18 protein-coding genes and 1 riboswitch are annotated in these 24,374 nt (G+C 42.2%); of the genes, 7 read left to right on the forward strand and 11 right to left on the reverse strand.

The window, feature by feature from the left end:
• Window positions 1–4 precede the first annotated feature (4 nt).
• From DSL64_RS10315 to DSL64_RS10325, 3 genes are all read left to right on the forward strand, one after another.
• Window positions 5–1,705, forward strand: coding sequence for a SusD/RagB family nutrient-binding outer membrane lipoprotein (locus tag DSL64_RS10315; RefSeq protein ID WP_115830679.1), 1,701 nt, complete (start codon window positions 5–7; stop codon window positions 1,703–1,705).
• A 79-nt stretch (window positions 1,706–1,784) separates the two neighbouring features.
• Window positions 1,785–2,351, forward strand: a complete 567-nt coding sequence (locus DSL64_RS10320) for a redoxin domain-containing protein (protein WP_115830680.1) — start codon at window positions 1,785–1,787, stop codon at window positions 2,349–2,351.
• Between the two features lie 5 nt (window positions 2,352–2,356).
• Window positions 2,357–3,670 (forward strand): c-type cytochrome, encoded by a 1,314-nt coding sequence (locus DSL64_RS10325; RefSeq protein WP_115830681.1) that lies wholly within the window; start codon window positions 2,357–2,359, stop codon window positions 3,668–3,670.
• A 633-nt stretch (window positions 3,671–4,303) separates the two neighbouring features.
• Here the strand turns inward: DSL64_RS10325 and argH are convergent.
• Both argH and DSL64_RS10340 read right to left on the reverse strand, forming a co-directional pair.
• The gene (gene argH, locus DSL64_RS10335) at window positions 4,304–5,641 is read right to left on the reverse strand and encodes an argininosuccinate lyase (protein ID WP_115830683.1); all 1,338 of its coding nucleotides are present in this window, start codon (window positions 5,639–5,641) and stop codon (window positions 4,304–4,306) included.
• Between the two features lie 106 nt (window positions 5,642–5,747).
• A complete protein-coding gene (locus tag DSL64_RS10340; RefSeq protein WP_115830684.1) occupies window positions 5,748–6,251 on the reverse strand; it encodes a C40 family peptidase in 504 nt (167 codons plus the stop codon).
• A gap of 290 nt (window positions 6,252–6,541) precedes the next feature.
• Between DSL64_RS10340 and DSL64_RS10345 the strand changes: the two genes are divergently transcribed.
• A complete protein-coding gene (locus DSL64_RS10345; RefSeq protein ID WP_115830685.1) occupies window positions 6,542–7,711 on the forward strand; it encodes an AIR synthase related protein in 1,170 nt (389 codons plus the stop codon).
• Between the two features lie 60 nt (window positions 7,712–7,771).
• Here DSL64_RS10345 and DSL64_RS10350 read toward each other — a convergent pair whose 3' ends face one another.
• From DSL64_RS10350 to rocD, 9 genes are all read right to left on the reverse strand, one after another.
• Window positions 7,772–9,115, reverse strand: coding sequence for a DUF418 domain-containing protein (locus DSL64_RS10350; RefSeq protein WP_115830930.1), 1,344 nt, complete (start codon window positions 9,113–9,115; stop codon window positions 7,772–7,774).
• Between the two features lie 129 nt (window positions 9,116–9,244).
• Window positions 9,245–10,006, reverse strand: a complete 762-nt coding sequence (locus tag DSL64_RS10355) for a class I SAM-dependent methyltransferase (protein ID WP_115830686.1) — start codon at window positions 10,004–10,006, stop codon at window positions 9,245–9,247.
• Complete coding sequence (locus tag DSL64_RS10360) at window positions 10,003–10,923, reverse strand: glycosyltransferase family 2 protein (RefSeq protein ID WP_115830687.1); 921 nt, start codon at window positions 10,921–10,923, stop codon at window positions 10,003–10,005. The genes DSL64_RS10355 and DSL64_RS10360 overlap by 4 nt, the downstream gene beginning before the upstream one ends.
• On the reverse strand, window positions 10,920–12,023 hold the full coding sequence (locus DSL64_RS10365; RefSeq protein WP_115830688.1) for a DegT/DnrJ/EryC1/StrS family aminotransferase: 1,104 nt from the start codon (window positions 12,021–12,023) through the stop codon (window positions 10,920–10,922). Before DSL64_RS10365 ends, DSL64_RS10360 begins: the two co-directional genes overlap by 4 nt.
• Window positions 12,024–12,466: 443 nt before the next feature.
• Complete coding sequence (locus DSL64_RS10370; RefSeq protein ID WP_115830689.1) at window positions 12,467–15,565, reverse strand: AAA family ATPase; 3,099 nt, start codon at window positions 15,563–15,565, stop codon at window positions 12,467–12,469.
• A 68-nt stretch (window positions 15,566–15,633) separates the two neighbouring features.
• Window positions 15,634–17,175 (reverse strand): GH3 auxin-responsive promoter family protein, encoded by a 1,542-nt coding sequence (locus DSL64_RS10375; protein WP_115830690.1) that lies wholly within the window; start codon window positions 17,173–17,175, stop codon window positions 15,634–15,636.
• Window positions 17,176–17,288: 113 nt separating this feature from the next.
• Window positions 17,289–17,543, reverse strand: a complete 255-nt coding sequence (locus tag DSL64_RS10380; RefSeq protein WP_115830691.1) for a GlsB/YeaQ/YmgE family stress response membrane protein — start codon at window positions 17,541–17,543, stop codon at window positions 17,289–17,291.
• A gap of 93 nt (window positions 17,544–17,636) precedes the next feature.
• Window positions 17,637–19,025 carry a S41 family peptidase gene (locus DSL64_RS10385; protein WP_115830932.1) on the reverse strand — a complete coding sequence of 463 codons (1,389 nt, stop codon included), beginning with the start codon at window positions 19,023–19,025 and terminating at the stop codon, window positions 17,637–17,639.
• A 4-nt stretch (window positions 19,026–19,029) separates the two neighbouring features.
• Entirely contained in the window at window positions 19,030–20,286 is a 1,257-nt protein-coding gene (rocD, locus tag DSL64_RS10390) for an ornithine--oxo-acid transaminase (RefSeq protein ID WP_115830692.1), read from the reverse strand.
• A 190-nt stretch (window positions 20,287–20,476) separates the two neighbouring features.
• On the opposite strand from rocD, the gene DSL64_RS10395 reads away from it, so the two are divergent.
• From DSL64_RS10395 to DSL64_RS10410, 3 genes are all read left to right on the forward strand, one after another.
• Complete coding sequence (locus tag DSL64_RS10395; protein WP_115830693.1) at window positions 20,477–20,710, forward strand: hypothetical protein; 234 nt, start codon at window positions 20,477–20,479, stop codon at window positions 20,708–20,710.
• Between the two features lie 350 nt (window positions 20,711–21,060).
• Window positions 21,061–21,156, forward strand: a riboswitch (TPP riboswitch).
• 115 nt (window positions 21,157–21,271) lie between these two features.
• Window positions 21,272–23,725 carry a TonB-dependent receptor gene (locus DSL64_RS10405; RefSeq protein ID WP_115830695.1) on the forward strand — a complete coding sequence of 818 codons (2,454 nt, stop codon included), beginning with the start codon at window positions 21,272–21,274 and terminating at the stop codon, window positions 23,723–23,725.
• 178 nt (window positions 23,726–23,903) lie between these two features.
• Window positions 23,904–24,350 carry a hypothetical protein gene (locus tag DSL64_RS10410; RefSeq protein ID WP_115830696.1) on the forward strand — a complete coding sequence of 149 codons (447 nt, stop codon included), beginning with the start codon at window positions 23,904–23,906 and terminating at the stop codon, window positions 24,348–24,350.
• Window positions 24,351–24,374: the final 24 nt, after the last annotated feature.

The raw sequence follows: 24,374 nt of genomic DNA on the forward strand, positions 1-24,374 counted from the left end.
TGATATGAAAACGAAATTTTCAATAAAATATATCGTAGCAATTTTTGCTACGATTCTGATAACTGGTTGCGATAGAGATGATTTTGCAGAAAAGAACACCAATCCTGATGCTCTGTTGAGTATTCCGCCAGAATATGAATTCACTGCAGCTGTACTTGGTATTCATAACAATAGCTTTGAGTACTACTATGATTACAATCGCGCGATTTACTATTGGGCACAGACGTTTGTAACAGCAACAGGTAACTCATCTACTGTTTATGAAGGTTCAGGTAATTTAAATAATAGGAGAAGTAATTTCTACGCTTCGGTCGGGAATAAGCTTGTTGATGTACAACAACTGATAGATAAACTGCCGGAAGATAGAAAAGCAAGATATGTGCATTTGAAAGCAATTGCTGGTATACCGCTAGCCTACTATGCATGGCATACTTCTGATGTAAACGGTAGCATGCCTTATTCTGAAGCTTTCAAAGCACGTTATACCATTCCGGCGTTGCTTACGCCTAAGTATGACACCCAGGAAGCCTTATATGATATTCTGGATGCTGAGTTAAAAGCGATTGTAAGTGTTCTGAAAGCAGAGCAACCAGTAGGTCAAACTGTCATTGGTACAAATGATATTTACTATGGAGGTGATCCGACAAAATGGATTAAGGCTGCCAATAGTTTAAGACTCAAAATAGCATTCAGGTTAATGAAAAGAAAGCCTGAGAGACTAAAAGCTATTGCTACCGAGGTATTGGCAGATAACGTAGGATTGATCAGTTCTACAGACGAAGATTGGAAATTACTGGGAGGTCCTTCATTGGCAACCAGCGATGGTAATTATAACCCTTCAAGCAACAGTACAGTGAGTGGTTTAAAAAATACTGTTGACTTTATGTGGACAACCAAAGATCCACGTATTCGTATTTTTTATCAACCTTCTTTTTTCAACAAAAGAAGATTTGATCTTGCACAAGCCCAGGGCAAAATTCCTGCAACAATGGTGTGGGACGGTCAGCTTTACAGAGGGCAATACGCAGACCCTGACGCCGTTCAGGATCAGACCAAGACTATTTTCTTTCAGAACATAACAATCAAAAGTGCTGGTGTAGATTCAAGTGGAAGATTGCCTTCAAATGTACAGAGCAGATTATTCCAGGGTAATTTCAATTCAGGAAGTGGTCGTACTACATTCCCAATTATCACCTATGCTGATGTGTGTTTCATGAGAGCAGAACTCGCAGCACGCGGAATTGCAGGAAGTGATGCTGAAGGATGGTATTACAAAGGAATTGACGCATCTCTTGAAAATTATGATGAGATGGGTATGAATTCAAAATTGGATAATTACTCTGCACTCACTGCTGCTGAAGTTGCAACCTATAAAGCCCAGCCAGGAGTAAAGTATGAAGCGGCGAATGCACTGGAGCAGATTATCGTACAGCAGTACCTCAATTTCTTCAAAAATCAGAATGAGGCGTGGGCAATTATCAAGAGAACAGGTTTCCCATCTGTGAACGGTAAAATTCTGAAACTTGAAAGAGTAAATCAGGGAGGAACTGAGCAGGTAATGCCAAGACGATTCTCAATTTCATTTCCATCGTTGACCGACATCAACTACGAAAATGCAAAAGCGGCGATCGAAGAGCAACAAAAAAATCCAGATTTTAGTGTTCCTGGTGATATTACAGGGCGTGTTTGGTGGGATGTGAAGTAGATTTTAAATAGTAATTTTATAGCATGAATAACTCCGGTGTAACGCCGGAGTTATTGTTTACGGACTATAGTAGTTTTTGATGATGCGAAGGATTATCATTTTTCTGGCAGCTTTTCTTTTTACGTTTCTGACGGTCAGAGCTCAGCAATTGACTGATATTCCCTTGCGCACGCTTGACGGGAAACTGGTCAGTCTTTCATCATCAAATAAAAAATTAACTGTTGTTGTTTTTCTGTCTCCGGAATGTCCATTGAGCCAGAGTTATATATTGAACCTCAATCGTATTCAACAACAGAATGCCAGCTTACTACAGGTTGTGGGTATCTTTCCGGGAACGTCCTATTCTTATTCCGATTACATCACATTCAGGGACAAATACAAAGTGAACTTTGATTTATTTGTAGATAGCTCCAAAAGTCTGGTCAAAGCACTGGCTGCTTTGGTAACGCCTGAAGTATTTTTATTGGATACTAATTTTAAGGTGTTGTATGCCGGTGCTATTGATAACTGGGCGATAGATTTGGGGACAAAGCGATACGCAGCCAGCGAACACTACTTGCCTGATGCAATAGCTGCCTATGTAGCAGGAGAACCTATTATATTAACCAGAAAGAAGGCAATAGGTTGCTTTATTTCTGACCTTTGAACACCATGAAAAAAACATTACTTATTCTGATCATCAGTCTTCTTAGTCTGGATGCATCTGCACAGAAAATTACCTTCAAGGAAGTTGAGCCCATTTTTACTGCTAAATGTGTTGCCTGTCACAGACCGGGAGATGCGGCACCATTTTCCCTGATCACCTACGAAGATATTTTTAAGAAAAAAACAACGATCAGAAAGGTGATTGATAATGGATATATGCCCCCCTGGCGTGCCGATAATCATTACCGGCAGTTTGCCAATGATCGCTCTCTGTCCGAAGCGGAGAAAAATAAAATTTTAGCCTGGATAGATGGTGGCGCGGCGAAAGGAAATTATACTGCAAAGCCTGGACAACAGTCACTGCTTTCGATTACTTCCTATAACAGAAAGCCCGATCTGACATTAAAAATTGCTTCTGCTTTTCAATTGAAAGGTGATAACAAGGAGCGGTTTGTGGTTTTTAAAGTACCGTTTGAACTGGACGGTTCTCATGATATAGAAGCGGTAGAACTATATTCAAACAATAAAAAATTAATACATCATATCAATTATGGTTTTTACGATGTAGCTGATTCTTCTATTGATATTACGGGAGGTGATGAAACTATCAATTCCACAGACGATAACGAGAGTTCTACCAAACTGAGACAACATATTCCTTACAAAAAAAAGATGGTATACTATACCGGATGGATTCCCGGTACATCGGTGGAAAATTATCCGAAGGGATTTGGGTGGACATTACCTAAACGTGGTGTAATGCTCATTACGGCACATTATTCGCCATTGGCAGCCGAGGAAATTTCAACTGTGGGAGTGAATTTGTTTTATCGGAAAGATCCTGTTAAAAGAGATGTAAAAGTGATTAGTCTGGGTTCAGGTGGAGTTGGAGAGCGGGATATTAATCCACCTTTGCTGTTACTGCCTAACGATATAAGTAAGCATTCATTACAAGTGCGCACACAGGAAGATCAGTCGGTGATGTATGTTTGGCCTCATATGCATTTTTGGGGAAAGGAATTTTTGGCTTACGCGGTTACGCCACAAAAAGATACAGTTAAACTGGTGCATATTCCTAAATGGGATTTCAGATGGCAGGAATTGTATAAGATGAAAAATCTTGTCAAAATTCCGAAAGGCTCTGTGATTCATGTGGATTGCACGTATGATAATACTGCAGATAATCCATTTAATCCGAATAATCCGCCACAACCTGTTGTTTCATTTGGTGATATGAATTCAAAAAATGAAATGATGACGTTGCTGATGATCTATTCAGCTTATAAAGAAGGTGATGAAAATGTTGTTTTAAATGAGTAAATTGAAATTTAGTTTTTTGATCGAGATCAGCTAATCGTATGAATAAAAAATACCTTTTGATTTTTTCCAGAAAGACGCGAAATATGACCCATTGGCTGATTATCATTATTTATGCTGTTCTCTTTTCTCTGGCAGATAACTATTGGCTGAACATGGAACGTGAGAAAAGCTTATTTTTAATGCTTTCCGGTGTTTTTGTAATCCACTTGTGTCTGAATTATTACTTTTTAATTTATCTTCCGGAAAAGAAGAAATAACCAGGATTAATTACTGTCCACACCTATTAATTAAAATTTACTGACTGATGAATATCTATTCCAATTTAATAAGAATTGCGCTGTTCTTTGCAGCAATGTCGTTGGTTGTTATCGGATGTTTTTTCTTTATTCAGCACTGGTCTGGCGGGAGGATCATGATGGGTGTCGGTGTGTTATTGCAGATCGGTATGCTCGTCGATTTTTTCAGACGGCGTAAAAGATAGGGCAGTTTGGTGTTTACCGAATTGGTATGTGCCTGCTCAGGTTCTCGTAAGCCATACACTGTAGAATCAGCAGAGAAAAACAGGCTATATCATAGCCGCAGATAAATGATGTTTAATAAAGGTATCAACAATTTATCTGCGGCAATTAATTTTTACATTTTCAATAATCTTTCCAGCGTAGCGGAGATTTTATCAAACCCAAACGCCTCTATCTCCCTCTCCATTCTAGCTTCAATTTCCTGCGTTTGCAAATTTCCGATACTGCCTTCGTGCGTATGCTTCAGTTCGCGGGGAGCTGTATAGCTTCCGTCGCCGATTTCTGCACCCACCTGCTTATAAGCATCTCTGAATGGTACGCCGTTAATCACAAGCTCGTTCACGCGCTCCACACTAAACAGTAAATCATATTTGGCATCATCCAGCAGATTCTGCTTCACCTTCATGTGTTCAAGCATAAAAGTGGCAATGTCAAGGCAATCCAGTATTTCGTCAAATGCAGGCATCAATATTTCCTTCAGTAGCTGCATGTCGCGGTGGTAGCCTGATGGCAGGTTGCTCAGCACCATCGTTACTTCCATGGGTAGCGCTTTCATGCGGTTTGTTTTGGCACGAAGCAATTCGGCTACATCCGGATTCTTTTTATGTGGCATAATGCTGCTTCCCGTTGTGAGGTCGTCCGGCAATACTACAAATCCGAAGTTCTGGCTGTTGTACAAGCACACATCCATGGCCAGACGTGATACTGTTGCCGCAAGAGAGGATATAGCTGTAAGGGCTGCCTGCTCTGTACGTCCGCGGCTCATTTGTGCATATACCACATTGCGGTGCATGCCCTCAAATCCAAGCAATTCGGTAGTCATCTGGCGGTTCAATGGGAAAGATGAGCCATAACCCGCACCGGAACCCAGAGGATTGCGGTTGGCCAGCCTGAAAGCTGCGTTAAGTTGAATCACATCGTCGATCAATCCTTCGGCATAAGCTCCGAACCATAACCCAAAAGAAGAGGGCATGGCGATTTGCAGGTGCGTATAGCCCGGGAGAAGATCATTTTTATGTTCTTCTGATTTTTTGGAAAGTATAGCGAATAATTTTTCGGTAGCTTTTACGACTTCAAAAAGACGATGACGGGTATAAAGCTTCATATCCACAAGAACCTGGTCGTTACGGGAGCGTCCGCTATGGATTTTCTTGCCGGTATCACCCAGTTTGCGCGTAAGCATCAGTTCCACTTGCGAATGAACGTCTTCTACACCGTCTTCAATGGTAAATTCACCTTTTTCAACCTGACCGTAAATTTCTTTTAGTACCTCCCTGAGTGAAGTAAGTTCGTCAGCAGTAAGGAGCCCGATTGATTCCAGCATCGTCGCATGAGCAAGGTTGCCCAATACATCAAATTCAGCCAGATTGAGATCCATTTCACGGTCTTTTCCAACAGTGAAACGTTCAATTTTTTCAGACGTTACGGTATTTTCTTTTTGCCAGAGTTTCAAAATGCAGCAGTTGAATAGGTGATGCCGGGAACACTCCCGACTTGACTACTGCAAATTTACACGCTCGTATGGAATTTGTGAGGAAAGGAAGAAGAACTTATCAGAATTAGTCGATCATACGCCGAATTGCCACGAAGCGTTTTTGATAATAAGCGGCATCAAGCAGGTCATAACGTATTCCACCCTTGAATGCGGAATGGATGAACTTCACGTAATTGGGCGTAACCTCGGTAATAATGCCTACGTGGCCTACTCTTGAACTTTTGGTACTTTGTCCTTTGAAGAAAATAAGATCGCCTGGTTTGGCTTCAGGTAGTTCTATAAGTGTCCCTTTTTGAGCCTGGGCAGCACTGGAATGCGGGAGCGAAATGTCCCATTTATCAAAGCAATATCTTACAAAACCAGAGCAGTCAAAGCCTCTTTTGGAGGATCCTCCCGAACGGTAAGGAATGTGTAAATGCTTGGTAGCGAAGGAAACCAGAGATTCGATGGGATTGAGCGTATCGGCTGAAACGGCGGGTTGTTTTTTACTTTGGGCGACCGAAGGGGTAGAAGCAACGGCGAATAACAGGGTAACAAACAAAATAATACGTCCAATCGATAATTGCATCAGGGATTCAGGTTGGTTCAGAATATAAAAATTCTCAGCAGCAGAAAATATTGCCTTTTGTAATTTTATCTATGTTTTGTAAAGCTAACGATCATTTTTTGATTTATTTTATTTTAAATTCAGTTCTTTTTCAGCGTTTTAGCTTAAATCGCTGAAAACTAGTAAATAGGATATTTTACATGAAAGTAAAGGTTTAATGAATTTCACTGAACCGAGATTTCCTTCATTACGCGCCGGTTTTTTCCTACTTTTGTAGCTTCCAAACGGAGTAATTAATAAAACGTTTCTTCATGAATACCACCGACCGTTATCTGCAGCGCGGCGTTTCAGCATCTAAGGAAGATGTGCACAAGGCAATTGAAAATATTGACAAAGGGCTGTATCCCAAAGCTTTTTGCAAGATAGTACCGGATACACTGGGCGGAGACCCTGAGTACTGTACGATCATGCATGCAGATGGTGCAGGTACAAAAACGTCGCTGGCTTATCTGTACTGGAAGGAAACGGGTGATATTTCGGTGTGGAAAGGAATTGCGCAGGATGCGATCGTGATGAATACGGATGACCTTCTTTGTGTAGGAGCTACTGGTCCTATGCTGTATTCGTCTACTATCGACAGAAATAAAAACCGGATTCCTGGTGAAGTTATCGCCGAGGTAATTAACGGTGCTGAAGAAGTGCTCGACATGCTGCGTGGATATGGAGTGGAGATATACAGTACTGGTGGTGAAACCGCAGATGTAGGTGATCTTGTCAAAACCGTAACGGTAAACAGTACGGTGATCGCAAGAATGAAGCGTGCTGAGGTGATTGACAATGCCAATATCCAGGCGGGTGATGTGATCGTAGGCCTTGCTTCTTACGGGCAGGCTACTTACGAAACCTCATATAACGGCGGAATGGGTAGCAACGGACTGACATCCGCGCGCCATGATGTATTGGGCAAATATCTTGCTGGCAAATATCCTGAAAGTTTTGATTCGGAAGTAAATGAGGAGCTGGTATATAGCGGGACAAAAAAGCTGACTGATCCTGTAGAAGGTACGCCTTTGAATGTTGGACAACTGATTCTTTCTCCAACACGTACTTATGCGCCCGTTGCGAAAGCACTTTTGGACGAACTGCGTGCGCAGATACATGGGATGGTACATTGCAGTGGTGGTGCTCAGACTAAAATTTTACATTTTGTTGATAAACTGCATATCATCAAAGATAATCTGTTGCCGATTCCTCCATTGTTCCGTTTGATTCAGGAAGAAAGCGGTACGAGCTGGCAGGAAATGTATAAGGTATTTAATATGGGTCACAGACTGGAGATTTACCTTTCTGCAGAGCATGCTGAAAGAGTGATAGAAATTTCCAAGTCATTCGGTATCGATGCGCAGATTATTGGACTCGTGGAGGCTTCCGAAGAGAAAAAACTGACAATTAAAACTGAAACCGGGGAATACTACTATTAATCTGTTTCAGTATAAAATAAAAATGGGCGTAGCTGACGAATCGGCTGCGCCCATTTTCTTTTAATCCCGTCGCCGCATCGGTTGTATTTTCCAATACGTGAGTGAGCGCCAAAGCCATTCCAGCGGACCAAAATAGAAATGCTTCAGCCAAACCGGGCTCAATACTAATTGTACAATCCAGATTGCAAAAACTACATAGAAAATCTGGTAGTACTGGAACGTTGCGTAATAGTTGAGACCGTATCCGAAAAAGAAAAGTGTGCAGATGATTGTATGCATCACATAGTTGGTGAGTGCCATTTGTCCTACAGCTGCAATTCTGTTCAGGATTTGTTGTATCACTCCCGACTGGATGATCAGCATGATGGCGGCTGTGTGTGCCATCACCAACAGAATACGCTGAAACGGATAAATGATGTTTACCCAAACTACAGGATGTGTTTCCATGTGGCGGAAGGATGCAGCCAGATTGGGCATGTTTACAAACCCGTAATAGAAATCATACAAAACCAACGGTAAACCGATTCCATAACCGATCAGCATGGTGAGGCGGTATTTCCTGGCTGACCATTTGTTCGTGAGGAAACCCCATTTGAACAGCGCTATACCAAGTAACATTAATGCCAGTGGATCGGCAATGCCGTACAGGAAATATTTGGTTTGCCAGTTCCAGGAATCTTTTCTGATCTTTTGAGCCACGGTACCGTAGTCTGACTTCATCTTTTTGATATTATCCTTAATATCCTGCTCATTGGGAACAAAGTCCAGTTCCACTTCACGCCATTGAGCCAGTATTTTCTGTTGTTCCGGATTGGGTTTCTGACCTGTTTTGATCTCATTCTGAACCTTCACATAGTCCATTCGTTTAGCCCGTAAATCAGAATAGAAGGCGTGACTCATGCCAAAGTCCATCAGTGCAACAAGAGGTATACCCAGTGCCCGGTAAACGGGTTTTATTCTCCTGAACAGAAATGCCAGCATTCCAATGATTCCATAGGCATACAGAATATCACCTTCCCAAAGAAGCAAGTGTGCATCCGCCAGACCGAACAGTACCAGCCAACCCATGCGGCGGTAAAACAAAAATGCAGTTGATTTGCCTGCTGCCTCCTTTTTGGTAGTACACAAAAGAATACCCGCTCCGAAGATCATGGAAAAGAGCGCACGCATTTTGCCTTCAAATACGACGAGAATCACTGCGCGTACCCAGAAGTTAAAGTCTTCGGGATTGCTGCGAAAAGCTTCTGTATAGCGATCAGGCATGGAGAACATAGGAATGTTCATCAGCAGAATTCCCAATAAGGCAACGCCCCGCAAGATGTCTATGGTTGAGATGCGGTCGGATTGGGAGACGGGCGCAAGGGTGTCTGGCTGGTCAGGCAGAGCCACCTGTAAGTTTTCCATTTTCTGAAGGTTTACGATATACATTCTTGGTCGGGCGAACATAAATGTAATCACATAAATCTGCAGATTTACGGATGAGATAGAATAGTTATTATTCGGTATAAGTAACTGATAATGTATTTGTTGTGATTATTTGATCAGCATGAAAAGAGAGCTACCGAAAGGGCCTTTTTTAAGAACGGCTTTTTCTGTCTTCATTACCGTATACAGGAGATTATTTATGAAATCGCCGGGATACTTTACGTCGGAATCAACCTCGGAAATAGTCATGTTATTTCTTTTGATCTGATATTTCTGAAACTGACGTACGAACCAGATGGGGATGGAGAGTGCGAAAGGCCAATAGGTGGAAAATGAAACAGACAATCCTGCTTGCCGGGTATATTTCAGAAAATCATTCAGGACAAATCTGCGCGAACTTCCTACAGCTAGATCGTGCGTTCCGGAGAAAGCTTCAAACGCATGGATGTTAATCAATAGAATACCATTTGGTTTTAGCCTTTGTTTAAAAACAGACAGTGCCTTTGTAATTTCCTGATCCGTAAGAAAGTAGAGTGCATCATTACAGCATATGACATCGTAAGTTTCGTGAGGCCTGAAATTTTCTACATGGCGTAAATCCCCGAAGCCTGCATCGAGCTTTCTTTCAAGAGAAAAATCAACAGCATGCGATGAATAGTCAAATCCCGAGATATCCGTGAAACCCTTTTCGCGAAGGAATGAAAGCAATCCGCCCGTGCCGCATGCCGCATCCAGGATTTTAATTTTTCTGTTTTTTGGATCGAAGTGTTTTTCGATTTGTGCCAACACCTTTTCATGCAGGATTTTATACCACCACAACTTCCGTTCGACCTCGTACATTTTCTGGTATTCCAGCCTGTTATCTATCATTTCAATTCAGAACTGTTGAACTTGATCACGTATTGCGGCTGCCCACTTTGAGCCATAAAGCTTTTACCGATGTATTCCCCCAATACGCTCAGCAAGGTACATTGCATGCCACCGATGAAAATAAATGCTGCCGTAACTACCTGCCAACCTTTGGGATCGGGACCGATTACCCATTGTCCGAAAAGAAAGATAAGCAGAAGTGCCCCCAAACCAAACAATCCCAGGCCTACGGGCATAAAGAGCCTGATGGGAAGTGCTGAATAGCAAAAAAGGATATTTAGGAAAAGGGAAATAAGCTTACGCCAGGTATAGTTGGAGGCACCTTCTTCCCGCTTCTGGTGCGAAACCTGCACCTTGCCAATGTTACTGGTGGTTCGGAAGATCAAACCATCAATATAAGGGTAGGGGCCTTTGTATTTAATGATTTCCTGTACAACTTCTTTGCTGATCAGTTTAAAGCTGGAAAGGTATAGGTCTTTTGGTTTATTGAGCAGATAGCTGGTGATCCAGTTCACGACCTTACTTCCGAAATTGCGGTGACGGGCATGTTGTTTTTTTGCATAGTAGGTGTATACGACATCATAATCACCATTTTCTGCTTTATCAAGCAGCTTCAGAATTTCTTCTGGCGGGTTCTGGAAGTCATCGTCGATCATGACGCAATAGTCGCCCTTCGACCAGTTCAGTCCGCACATGACAGCATTGAACTCCCCGTAATTTCTCCTGAGTGAGATAAAATGTACGTTAGGATGAGTGGCTGCCAGTTGGCCGCACACTGCTTCTGATGCATCCCGGCTGTTGTCATTGATCAGTACAATTTCAAATGAAACAGAACTGAGTGCTGACTGCAGTCGCTGTACCAATGAGCTGATAGAAAACTCACTGTTGTACACAGGCACTACAACGGATAGTTTCATGGTTTTTGCCGTACAGAGAAGGTATTTATTGCATCAATAACGACTGAAACTTCTTCATCCGTTAGCATCGGATGCAAAGGAAGGCTGATCACCTCGCGATGGATCTTTTCAGATACAGGCAGGTCCAGATGAGCCAGTTCCGTGTAGGCGTGTTGCTTATGTATAGGCAAAGGGTAATGAACATTTGTCTGTACACCGCAATTTTCAAGATGAGCAACCAGTGCCGCCCTTTCAGCATGCCTTACTACAAATAAATGCCATGCATCCTGCTCCACTTTATCTGCGGGGGGAAGTGTAAGTCCTTCGGTTGTGATTTCATCCAGATAGCGCTGTGCAATCGCTCTTCTTCTTTTGTTATCACTCTCAAGATGAGGCAACTTTACGCTGAGTATAGCTGCATGTATCTCGTCCAACCGGCTGTTTGCACCTTTATATTCGTTTTTATAACGTTCCTTTGAACCGTAATTCCGGAGGAAAGTTATCTTTTCTGCCAGTGTATCATCCGAAGTCGTAATTGCTCCTGCATCACCCAATGCTCCCAGATTTTTGGTAGGATAAAAACTGAATGCCGTAGCATCAGCAATATTTCCTACTTTTTTTCCTTTGTAAATTGCTCCGTGTGCCTGAGCAGCATCGGTGATCACTTTCAGACGATGTCTTTCGGCAATATCCATAATGGCATCCATCTCGCAGCTTCGGCCGTACAAATCCACCGTAATGATTGCCCGAGTATTGGGAGTGATCCGTTCTTCTACGAGTGCCGGATTCAGCAGCATCGTAACAGGATCAGGTTCTACCAATACAGGTGTAAGGCCGAGGTAAGAAACCGGCAACACTGATGCTATGTAGGTATTGGCAGGAACGATAAGCTCGCTGCCAGTCGGAAAATCAAATGCTTTTAAAATGAGCGTAATGGCATCCAGACCATTGGCTACACCAATGCAGTGAGCTGCTTCACAATAACTCGCAAAAGACTTTTCGAAGCTGCTAAGTTCTTTGCCGAGTATATACCAGCCAGAGCGTAGTACGCGTAAGGTGGCCTGTTCAATAGCCTCCTGAAAAGGGGCATTGATCTGATTCAGATCTAAAAAGGGAATCATGAGAAATTGGATCGATATAGTGGGTGTGATGAGAACCTGGAAATTTTTCGATCCGGGTCGTTAAGACCATAAGAATACATGATACTTTTTAAGATACCAGAAGTTTTGTTTTTCGGAACGATGAGATTGCCTGTGTCTGAGCCGAAAGTAATCAGCTCAACAAATTTTGGCATAATTTAAATTCTGTTAGGGTATGATTTGGTTCACGCTTCAAACCGCATTCTGAGCATATATATACGTCAGAGGTTACTTATGAATCGCTGGGTAAATGTATTCTCTTTGTAGGTTAAATTCCAAACAGACATAATAATTTTATTGAAAATTGGCTACTTTCCAAATAATGTATGCTTGGGGTGACAAATAAATTTACCTGAGATATGGCTATTGTGCGATTATTACGCAGTGCGTTGCGAATAAATTTGATAATATTAAAAGAGCATTAATTATTTCCAGCTTGGGATAATTTTGCTTCCCTCTTCCGTTTGCTCTACCTTCAGATAAGTCTGAATTTCCTGCTGCAAATCTTCGACGTGACTGATGATCCCGACAATCCTGTTTTCTTTTCGCAGAGATTTTAATGTTTCAAAAACTGTTTGCAGTGCATTTTTATCCAGCGAGCCAAATCCTTCATCCAAGAAGAAAAAGTTATGTCTGGATTCGTTCCTGATATGTATATGATCAGCAAGGGCCAGAGCCAGTGAAAGTGCCGCCTGAAATTTTTGACCACCGGAAAGCGTCTTCAACAGACGCATATGACCGCCATTGAGTAAATCCCGGACCCAGAAGCTGTTTCCGTCGCCTAATTCCAGATGAAGTTGCTGGTGAGTCATTTGGTGGAAACGGTGATTGGCAGCCTGAATCAGATTTTGGAGGTAAATACTGGAGGCATAATCGACAAATCCGCTTGACCGGAAAAGTTTTGCCAGATCGTCCAGATGGGATTTTCGGATTTTTAGCTTGGCAATTTCTTTAAGCAGGTTTGTTTTGCGGGTTAAGTCTTCTTTTAGTTTTTTTAATAATCCTTCTAACCGGCCTTCTTCTTTGCGAAGATCGCTGAGGCTGGCATCCAGTGCTGCTTTTTCTGTAATCAGTAACTGATGGGTTTCTGCCTGGTAATGGTTGTCCTGATGTGTTTCCTTTAAAGTATCCAGTTCTTGCTTTATGTTTCTCAATGCCGATTTGAATGTGTCAATTTCCCGTCTTTCATGCTCGATAGCAATCGGATTCAGCAGTATTTTTTCAACAAAGTCTTCAGACTGAAATTCAAATTGAGCAAGCTGTTTTGTCAATGCATCTCTGACATGGTTCAGTTCCTGCTGATGATTTTCCAGTGCCTTCAACAGGGTATTCTGGCTCCCGGAAATGATATCTTTCTCTTTTTCATTGATGTCGATCTGAGCAACTGTTGTTTCGTACAGCTGTTTTATTTCTGAATAAGATGTTTTCAGTTCAGCAGCCTTCTGAACAATCGTATCCTGTTCTACATCAGCCCAGTCACTCAATTTTACCTGAACCAGTTGAGAGGTAAGGGTTGAAGCCGTACTCTCGTTTTGGAGTATATTATTTCTGAGCTCGTTTAAAGGTTTTTCAAAAACTTCTGTTTTTTCTGTCAGAGATTTTTCTAGTTCAGCAGTTTTGTTTTTGATCTTTACTTCAACCTCTCTGATCTGCTTTTGAAGCTGCTCCATACGGGCGAGTTCCTGTTCAAAAGCTTCACGATTTTCTTTACTGAACTTCTCCCATACGAAAATCAGATCGTGTGCCTTAATCCGTTCCTTTATTTCTGCGTAGCGGTTGCGAATGTTGTTTTTTTGCTTTTCAATATTTTCTATGGAAGAAAAATCCTTCAGTGTATCTGCCTGAAATCTGCGGACAGAATCCTCCATCTTCTGAAGTTGCAGTCTTCGATTTTCTTCCAAACTGAGCTGTTCTGTCAGATTTTCATCCTGATGTAAAATGGAAGGGTGGTGGGCTGAGCCACACAATGGACAAGGATCTCCGTCTGACAAGCCCGAAGCGTATTGATGCAGTGCAATCTGTGTTTGAATTCGTACGCTGAGCTGTGCTATTCTTTCTCTCTCAGCTTCACTTTGCGTAAGATATTTGTTAACAGCCTTTTCAATTTCTTCAGATCCGGCCTGTATCGACAGTTCCAGTGTAAAGAAATCAATGGCTTTCTTTACCTTACCGGATAGTTTTTCAGTAAAGACAAGTTGTTCATTTTTAAGGTCTTCTGCCTCTTTCAGTAAGGCTTTTCTATTTTGTTCAATTTCGTCTGCGGTAGCAAACCAACCTTTGATCTGACTGAGTACATGAATGTCAATGAGCTGCGTTTTGTTGAGATCGTTATCTGTTTCGAGTGTTTTTTTCTCTTGTTGAAGGATTTCAATAGCAGCTTGTTTGGCTTTCAGTTGCTCTTCAGCTTTCACCAACCTGTTTTTAAGTTGAGCCAGTTTTTCTCCGAGCTGTTTAATCCCGATTACCTTTTCGAGTTCTTCAGCCAGGTCGATCAGTTCCTGTCGTTTGTCGTAAGCATTTTTAAGGCTTTCCTGTGTCTCTTTTTGCTTGATTAATGTCTCGCTCAGCTCTTTTTCTTTTCCGGCATTCAGTTCATAGGTATTTTTATCTCTGGCGGTCGCGGCGGTTAGTGATTTCTGTTGATCCAATAATGTTTTGAAATGAATAGAGCAAATTTCAAACAGGCGAAGGCTTTCTTCCCGTTCCTCCATTTGTGATTTCCGGGATTCGAGTGTCACAAGCTGTTCATTCAGAAGCTGCATTTTCTCAAAAGCAAGCTTCAGGGATTGCATTTTTTCCAACTCAGCAGCAAGCAAACTCAGCTTTTCGCTTGCTTGCAAAATTGTGGTTAGTACCGATTGCTTCTGTTCTTCTCTGGTGTCTATAGCCTGTTGGTCTATTTCCGCGACTGCCTGCAACTGACCATCCAGATTGGACAATTCAAGATCATTCTGTTTACTGAGTGTGCCAACTTTCCGGCTCAGATCGTACTTCTCCAACTGAAAAAGCTCTTTCATCATGCGGGTTCTTTCGGCATCTTTCAGTTCAATAAATTCCTGAAAACGCCCCTGCGGAATGATAATCGTTCGCCTGAAATTGTCGTAGCTGAGTCCTATGATACTTTCGGTCGTTTCATGCTCGGGAAGCGGCATCCAGTTACCTTCTTTCTGAATGTAAGCCTTCCTTTCGAATGTCTTTACTTCTTTGAAGTTTTTGCTATTTCGTTTTCCCTTTACCGTAAACCTGTAATTGTCAGCGTTTTTTCCGGCAATGCATTCAAAATCAATTAATAAATCATCTGATCGAAGATTCATCATGTTGTATGTACGGTCATCCCCGGCTTTGTTGAGCCGTTCCGTATCACCATATAAAGCAAAAGTAATGGCTTCCAGTATAGACGATTTTCCGCTCCCTACCGATCCGAATATACCGAATAACGAGGCATCTGTAAGTGCATCAAATTCAATTTCCTGTTCAGTCAGATAGGAGTATAATCCTTTTATTTTTAGTGATTTAGGAATCATAGGGTAGCGGTATGCACACCATTTTTAGCGACATACAGGTTGATTTTCGTAGGCTGATAAAGATGAGATTATCTGTCTAATTGTGATGATTCATCCAGACTCATAGAAAGTAGATCGTCAAGATAAGTTCTGTCGTTGCTCAGTCTTGGAACCTTATTCTGTCCGCCGAGTTTTTGTCTTTTTCCCATCCAGGAGTAGAACGTGCCCGCAGGGACAAAATGAACCAGAGGCTCAACCAGTGCCATATCTTTATATCTCTTGGCGTCATAGTCCGAGTTGATCTCACGAAGCGATTTGTCCAGAATAGCAATAAAAGCCTGGCGGTCTGCAGGTTCTTTGTTGAACTCTATAATCCATTCATGTCCGCCTCTTGATCCATCACCCATGTAAACAGGTCCGGCGGTATAGTTGGCAACCAGCGAATCGGTTTCGTGGGCTGCAATTTTAATGGCATAGTCTGCATTCTCAACGATCACTTCTTCACCGAACGCATTAATAAAATGTTTGGTGCGGCCGCTCACTTTGAGTCTGAAGGGATATTTGGATGTGAATTTTACGGTATCTCCAATCAGATATCTCCACAAACCGGCATTCGTCGAGATGACCAAAGCATAATTAACACCGATTTCCACTTCATCAAGTAACAAGGCTTTTGGATGAGCCTTTCCCACTTCATCCATGGGTATGAATTCATAAAATATACCGTAATCCAGCATCAATAGCATTTCGCCCACACGACTCAAATCATCCTGAATCGCAAAAAAGCCTTCAGAAGCGCTGTAAGTTTCAAGGTATGTAACCTGATCGGACGGGAAGTATTTGCTGGTAAACAAATCGCGGTAAGGTTCGAAAGAAACTGCTCCGTGTACGAAAACCTCAAAATCGGGCCATACTTCAAGCATATTGCTTTTCTGAGTCCGTTCGAGAATCTGATCAAGCAAAACGATAGTCCAGGTGGGTACACCAAGAATGCTGGTTACATTTTCCTGAGAACAGATGGAAGCCATCTTGTCGAGCTTGCTTTCCCAATGGTCCATCAATGCTACTTCAAGAGGAGGAGTGCGCATGAATTCGCCCCAGGCCGGCAGGTTTTGCATAATTACCGCTGATACATCACCGACTTGTGTGTAATCATCAAACGGGTTTGCGTGTAAAGTGCCACCAATAGACAAACCCTTTCCATCGAAAACACGCGTCTCCGGGCGATTGTGGATCAGGAGAGTCATCATATCTTTTCCGCCTTCGTAGTGGCAGTCCTCTAAGGCTTCCGGCGAAACAGGCAGGTACTTACTGCGTGCGTTGGTTGTTCCCGATGATTTGGAAAACCATTCAATGGGGGATGGCCAAAGTACGTTAGGTTCACCTTTTAAAACACGCTCTATGTAAGGATACAGCTCTTCATAGGACGATACAGGCACCTGATCCTGAAATTCCCGGATGGATTTGATCTGGCCATAGTTATGCCTTGAACCCCATTCCGTATAACGAGCCGTTTCGATAAGCTCAGAGAAAATACGTTGCTGGGTTTCAACCGGATTCTTCATAAACTGTTCTATCCTTTCAAAGCGTCGCTTCAAAAACCAGACAGTCATATCATTCACCAGCTTCATAACACGTTCCGTTGTGGATATTGAGTTGTAAAATTCTGTAAAATTAACAATAAAAACGGTGAGAGAACAGCTTACTACTGTTTCCCTCACCGGGTTAAATCAATTTTTAAATGCTATGTCCTGGAACTGAACTTTCTGTAAAGAAAAAGAAGCAGAACCGATCCGAGAATAGCTATAAAGAGACTTCCGATATCGAAGCCATCGACTTTCCCGAAGCCCAAAAGTGATGATATCCAACCTCCGACAACGGCTCCGGCAATACCTATCAGGATGGTAACTATAAATCCGCCGGGATCTTTTCCCGGGTGAAGTGCTTTGGCAATAGCTCCTGCGAGGAGTCCTACGATAATCCAGGCTAAAATACCCATTCTGTTTTAGTTTAGTGTGACAGTATGGGTGTCAATATACAAAAACTTTGCCTGATAAGGTATTCAAAATCCGATAGGATATTCTGATGCGTTTTACCGGTCGAAAAACATATTACTTCCCCCCGCTTTGTTAACGACAGAAGAGCCTATCTCCAGATAAACCGGTGTGTTTTCCTGAGCTTTTCCTCGTGCCAGAGGCGAGCCTGTTATAACCGTCATCGCTCTGTTGAGCAGCGGATCTTTAAGACTTCCGTAAGGATATAATTTAGTCCCTTCAATCACCGAGTACGTAGGAGTGAAGCCAACAGAATAGTCGGATTGCTTCAGGCTGTTGAACGACTTGGTAACGATAGGTTGCATGCCCCATTTGATACCTTTGTCTTTCCCTGTTATCGTAATGGAACCTACATTTTTTCCATAAGTGACATCACCTACGAGCGTTACATTCATAAAGGGTTTGAGGCCGTTGATCAGCAGTTCACTCGCTGAAGCGGAATTTCTGGAAGTGATAATCACCAGGTTAGTCAGGCTTTGTCCGATATTCTGCGACTTGGTCTGAAATTTCTCAGAAAAGAAACCAGCGCCATATTGCTTTTCCAAAGCAGGTGTAACCGTGGCGTTGTATTCTTTATAGTAAAAAACATCATTGTTGGTAACTTTTCCCATTAAGCTCGCCAGGTTAGTAGCAGAACTTACATAACCACCACCATTATAGCGTAAATCGAGGATCAGCGAGTTGACGCCCGCACTTTTGAAATTTGCAAAAATATTATCCAGTTTCTGGTCATAAGCTTTTGAACCACTTACACTGTCGGGGCCAGGCACGAACTGATGGTACACAATGTAGCCCACCTTGTTGGAGCCATATTGATACAGTGTGTCGAAGTGAATCGGATCTTCCTGTAATTCCAGTTTTGCAGCTGTCCGTTGTGTAGTACCTTCCGTAATTACGCCTGCATCACTTACGGTACCAACGGTGAATTTCAGGGGGCCATCGCCTCTTAGCAGAGCATTATAATTGGAAGTGGTTAGTTTCTGATCATCAATATGAGTGAAAATATCACCTCTTTTAAAGCCCGCTTTCGCCGCAGGAGAACCTGGAAGTGTGTACAAAACAATACCCACCACATTTGTACTGCCCGACGGATATATCACCAGACGATAGTCGAGACCCGTTGTTTTTGTATTTCCATTCAGTGATGAAGTGAGCTCATCGGCACTTTCCTGTATCCAGGAAAAACGGTCGCCATTCGGATTGCTGGTGCGATCGTATTTATATAAAAGTGATGAGAAATATTCTGACGGCCCCAGCGCATTATTTGGGTTTGCCGGTATCTTATCATTCCAGTAATACCAGTGTTTCATGTTGGAAAGTATCCACTCATTGGTCTGGCTGTCGGTGGCTGGATCCACCGTTTTATCTTTGCAGGAATAGAGCAGCGGCAAAAGCGCCAGCATGATTACAATTCGTTTCAAAAGCATTTTTTTATGCATTAAAATGGATAAAAACATCAGCAATAATATCACATGCGGCGTTCATTTGTTCCTCGTTAATCACCAAAGGTGGGGCAAATCTGATTTTGTTGCCATGTGTAGGTTTACATAGCAAACCTTGTTCCATCATTTTGTAACAAAGATTCATGGCAGTTGGGCTGTCTTCCGAATCGTTGATCACAATAGCATTCAGCAGTCCTTTGCCTCTTACGAGCTCAATCAGGTTACATTCCTTTTGCAGTGTTTCCATTCTGGATCTGAAAAGAGCTCCCATGACTTCTGCATTAACTGCCAGATTTTCGTCTTCGACTACTTGTAAAGCCGCTATCGTAACCGCACAGGCGAGAGGATTTCCGCCATATGTAGAGCCGTGTTCACCCGGAGCAATTGTCAGCATCACTTCATCATCGGCGAAGGCGGCAGATACCGGCATGGTTCCTCCGGAAAGTGCTTTTCCCAACACAAGTATATCTGGTTTTACTCCCTCCCAGTCGCAGGCCAGTCTTTTTCCTGTTCTGCCTATGCCGGTCTGTACTTCATCTGCGATGAAAAGTACATTGTACTGGGTGCAAAGTTTGCGTACCCCTTTCAGATAACCATCTTGTGGAACGACCACTCCGGCTTCTCCCTGAATCGGTTCTACCATAAATCCGGCAATATCCGGATCGGTACGAAATGCATTTTCGAGCGCATCCAAATCATCGTAAGGGATAATCAGCATACCAGGGAGAAATGGTCCGTAGTCGTTGGTGCTGGAAGGGTCAGTGGACGACGAAACAGCCGCCAGTGTACGGCCCCAGAAGTTGCCGGAAGCATATACTGTTTTCGCTTTATTGGGTGCGATACCTTTTACCTTGTATGCCCATTTACGGGTTAACTTAAGTGCAGTTTCTCCACCTTCAACCCCGCTGTTCATCATCAGCACTTTATCATAACCGAAGTAATCACAAAGGAATTTCTCACACTCGCCCAGTTTGTCATTGTAAAAAGCGCGGGAAGTTAGAGTCAGTTTTTGTGCCTGGTCTATCATCGCCTGGACAATTTTCGGATGGCAATGCCCCTGACTTACCGCACTGTAGGCAGAGAGAAAATCCAGATATCGTTTCCCTTCTACATCCCACAGATACACGCCTGATCCCCTGGAAAGAACCACCGGCATGGGCTTATAATTATGAGCGCCATAGCGGTATTCAAGTTCTATTGCCTGCTGAGATACATTCATGAAAGTAGTGTCGGTGTGATGAGCCATTAAATATACGCTTTTGAAATGAAGTTGGATTTGATAGGTAAAAATACGGAAAAGGTTGTTGATTATCTGATTTGAGATGGTCTAATACATTAACTTATAAAATGGTTATATTTGTTAACTGCTGTTTTTGTTAATAACTATAAAGTCAGGATTTCGAAAGGATATGGTTTAACTACTTAGGGTATATATCATGAAGTTACAATATATCGCAGATAGCAAGGGTATTACAACTGGTGTTTATATACCTATTGCTGAGTGGGAAGAAATGAAAATCAGGTTTGAAGGAATTGAAGCTGAAGAAACAGATAATATTCCTCAATGGCACAAGGATGTAGTTATGGCACGTCTTAAAGAATCCGGTGAAAAATCAGAATCAGTTTTGGATTTCGATATTGCTATGGACGATTTAGAGAGAAGTATCTGATGTATCGGGCTGTAATTCTACCTGCTGCAAATATTGATATTCAGGAAGCTGCGCTTTGGTATAACGATCAGCAGCACGGACTTGGACGTCGTTTTATTCGACTCGTAAGAACAAAAGTGAATAAAATATTACGAGATCCTCAATTCTATGTTGTACGGTATTCGGATGTACGTACTGCTCTATTGGATGTATTTCCATTCATGATTCATTTTTCAATTGAGGAAAAAATAAAGACAGTACTAATTATTGCAGTCTTGCACACCAGCCGAAACCCGGCTTTATGGCGAGAGAAGGTCTAATTTATTTTCTTTTTTAGCTGTTCATTGCCTTCTCTGCTATACCTTTGCAGCAGAATCTCATAGGGGTGCCCAACCTAACGGGCTGAGATCATACCCATACAACCTGATCCGGGTAATGCCGGCGTAGGGAGAGAAAGCTTAAATGAAAAGAATACGAAGGTTGAGATACCTTCAGCTCAATACCATTCTTAGCTGTTATCGAACTTTTATTTTAATCATCAAGGATAGGTGGCCCCTGCCTGTTCGTAACCATTTTATCGCTATGCGAAAAGTTACGGCCTATCTGTTTGTGCTGTTATTCACTACTATTAGTATTACCCACGTTTGGGCCCAAAAAACCATTTCCGGAAAAATTACGGATGCCGCGGATGGTAAGCCACTTCCAGGTGCCACTGTGCGTGCAGGAGAAATCCGCGGAACTGCTACCGACAAAGAAGGTAATTTCTCTCTCAAAGACATTGCTGAAAATATAGCTGAACTTCAGGTTTCCTATGTAGGATACCAGTCGCAGAAATTTGCATTGGAATCGGGGAGCAAAACTGTTCAGATTAAACTTGTCAAAAGCACCTATCAGGCCGATGAGGTGATTATCAGTGCAACCCGTGTGAATGATAAAACGGGTATGGCTTATACCAACGTCAATGCCGAAGCGATCGAAAAACAAAATCTTGGACAAGATTTGCCTGTACTGCTGAATTTTACGCCTTCGCTGGTAAGCACCAGTGATGCCGGAGCAGGGGTAGGTTACACAGGCATTCGTATTCGTGGTTCTGATGCAACCAGGATCAATGTTACCGTGAATGGTATTCCGTATAATGATGCGGAAAGTCAGGGTGTGTTTTGGGTGAATATGCCCGATTTTGCATCCTCGGTCAGCAGTATCCAGGTGCAGCGCGGCGTAGGTACGTCAACCAATGGAGCAGGTGCTTTCGGAGCGAGTGTGAACATCAGCACCAATGCTTTCAGGGAAGAGGCATATGCCGAGCTAAACAATTCTGTTGGATCTTTCAATACATTTAAGAATACTATTAAGCTGGGTACCGGTTTGATCAACAATAAGTTCTCTGTTGACGGGCGACTGTCCCGTATTTCCTCAGATGGTTTTGTGGACAGGGCTTCATCCAATCTCCATTCTTATTATCTTTCAGGAGCTTATTATGGTAAAAAGAGCTTTGTAAGAGCCAATGTTTTTTCTGGTAAAGAAAGAACATATCAATCATGGAATGGGGTGCCTGAAGCTAAGCTGAGAGGAGATCGTCAGGGGATTTTAGATTATATCAGCCGTAATGAATTAGGAGAAGCGGATGCAGAGAATTTATTAAACTCAGGAGACAGAACTTATAATTCTTACACCTATAAAAACGAGGTAGACAATTACCGCCAGGATCATTACCAGCTGGTAACGTCACATACGCTGAGCGATCAGCTGACATTGAACCTGAACGCATTTTTGGTGAGAGGTTTGGGGCATTATGAGCAGTTTAAGGCAAATGATAAATACAGCAAGTATAACTTGCCCGATGTGGTAATTGGAGCTGATACATTAACACGTACCGATATTATTCGCAGAAGGTGGTTGGATAATTATTTTTACGGAACAACATTTTCTCTGGATTATAATAGCTTCAAAAAGTTGACTGCCAGTTTTGGCGGTGGGTGGAATCACTACGACGGCGATCATTACGGGCAGATTATCTGGGCGCGTAATGCGGGTACTATTTCCAGTGAGCACCAATATTACGACAATAAGGGTGTTAAAAAAGATTTCAACTTATACGGTAAGGTATATTACCAGTTTACTGATAAACTCAACGCATTCGCTGATGTGCAGTACCGTGCCGTAAGTCACTCGATTCATGGCAGAGACAATGATCAGGTACTTCATGCAGTAGATCAAAAATATAATTTCGTGAATCCTAAAGCCGGTCTTACCTATCAGGCTGCACCTCAGACTTCTGTATATGCCTCATATAGCCTTGGTAACAGAGAGCCGAATCGTGACGATTTTACCTCTGCCACTGCTCAATTGTTTCCCAAAAATGAAACCATGCACAATGTGGAAGCGGGTGTGCGTACGCAAAAAGGGAAATGGGCATTTGCAGCCAACTACTATCTGATGAATTACACCAATCAGCTTGTACTTACCGGACAAATTAATGATGTGGGCAATGCGATTCGTGTTAATGTTCCGAATAGTTACCGAATGGGTATTGAACTTGAAGGAGCTGCGGTCTTTAATCAATATCTGAAATGGAATGCAAATGCTACTTTCAGCAGAAACAAGATCAAAGATTTCACAGAATATGTGATTGATTATGACACTTATGAATACCGCACAATCAGTCATGGGCAGACAGATATTTCATTTTCTCCGAATGTGATTGTGGGTAGTCAGTTTACTTTCAGTCCTAAAAAAAATATCGAACTGGCTTTACTGAGTAAGTATGTAAGCAAACAGTATCTGGACAACACGTCGGATGAAACAAGGAAACTGGATGCCTATTTCACTAATGATATCAGATTAACGTGGTCTGTGAAGCCGAGCTGGATGAAGGAAATATCTTTCAATTTGCTGGTAAATAATATTTTCAACGAAAGATATGAGTCAAACGGTTATACCTACGGATTCTTTGCCGGAGGTGTGCAGACCAGAGAGAACTTCTACTTCCCACAGGCCGGGACCAACTTTTTGGTAGGGGTTAATTTTAAATTTTGATTTTTTGGGGTTGAACGCAGAGTAAAGGAGTTTAGCGCAGAGTTTCGCAGAGTTTTTTTATGATTCTGCGAAATTTCGGCGTCACTCTGTTTTGATATAAGCCATTGCTTTTCCAACTATTTTGATTTTTTAACTGTCTGTCTGAGAGAATGAATTTGGGCAACTTAAATGGATCAAAATGAAAAATTTACTTTTATTGACAGTTTTAGTGGTAATACTGTCAGCTTGTAAAAAAGATGCAGAGCCAGAGATGGCGAAGTTTGATTCAGACAAATTTCCACAAAAGTGGCAATTGTATTCTGCACAAGGTAGAAGCATAGCAAATAGTCCGATATTGAAGGGCTCTGATTTAAATATGCAGGAGTTTTACATTCTTTATGCAGATGGTACGGCAAGTAAGACGAGGGAAGCGAATGGAACTGCGAAAACGATACAAGGGAAATTTAGATTTACAGAAGTCGATTCACAGAAATTTTTGGAAGTCACCTACGAAACCAGGAGTGAATTAGTTGATAATTGTTATGCTACGCCCGTTGAACAGTTATATGTCAAATCCAACAGCGAAATACAAGGAATAACAGCCATGTGTGATAGGGCTCACCTTGTGTATAGCCGAACCGAATAAAGCAATAATGTAAATCAGCGAAAC

The sequence above is a fragment of the Dyadobacter luteus genome, from assembly GCF_003383615.1.
Lineage (GTDB): Bacteria > Bacteroidota > Bacteroidia > Cytophagales > Spirosomataceae > Dyadobacter > Dyadobacter luteus.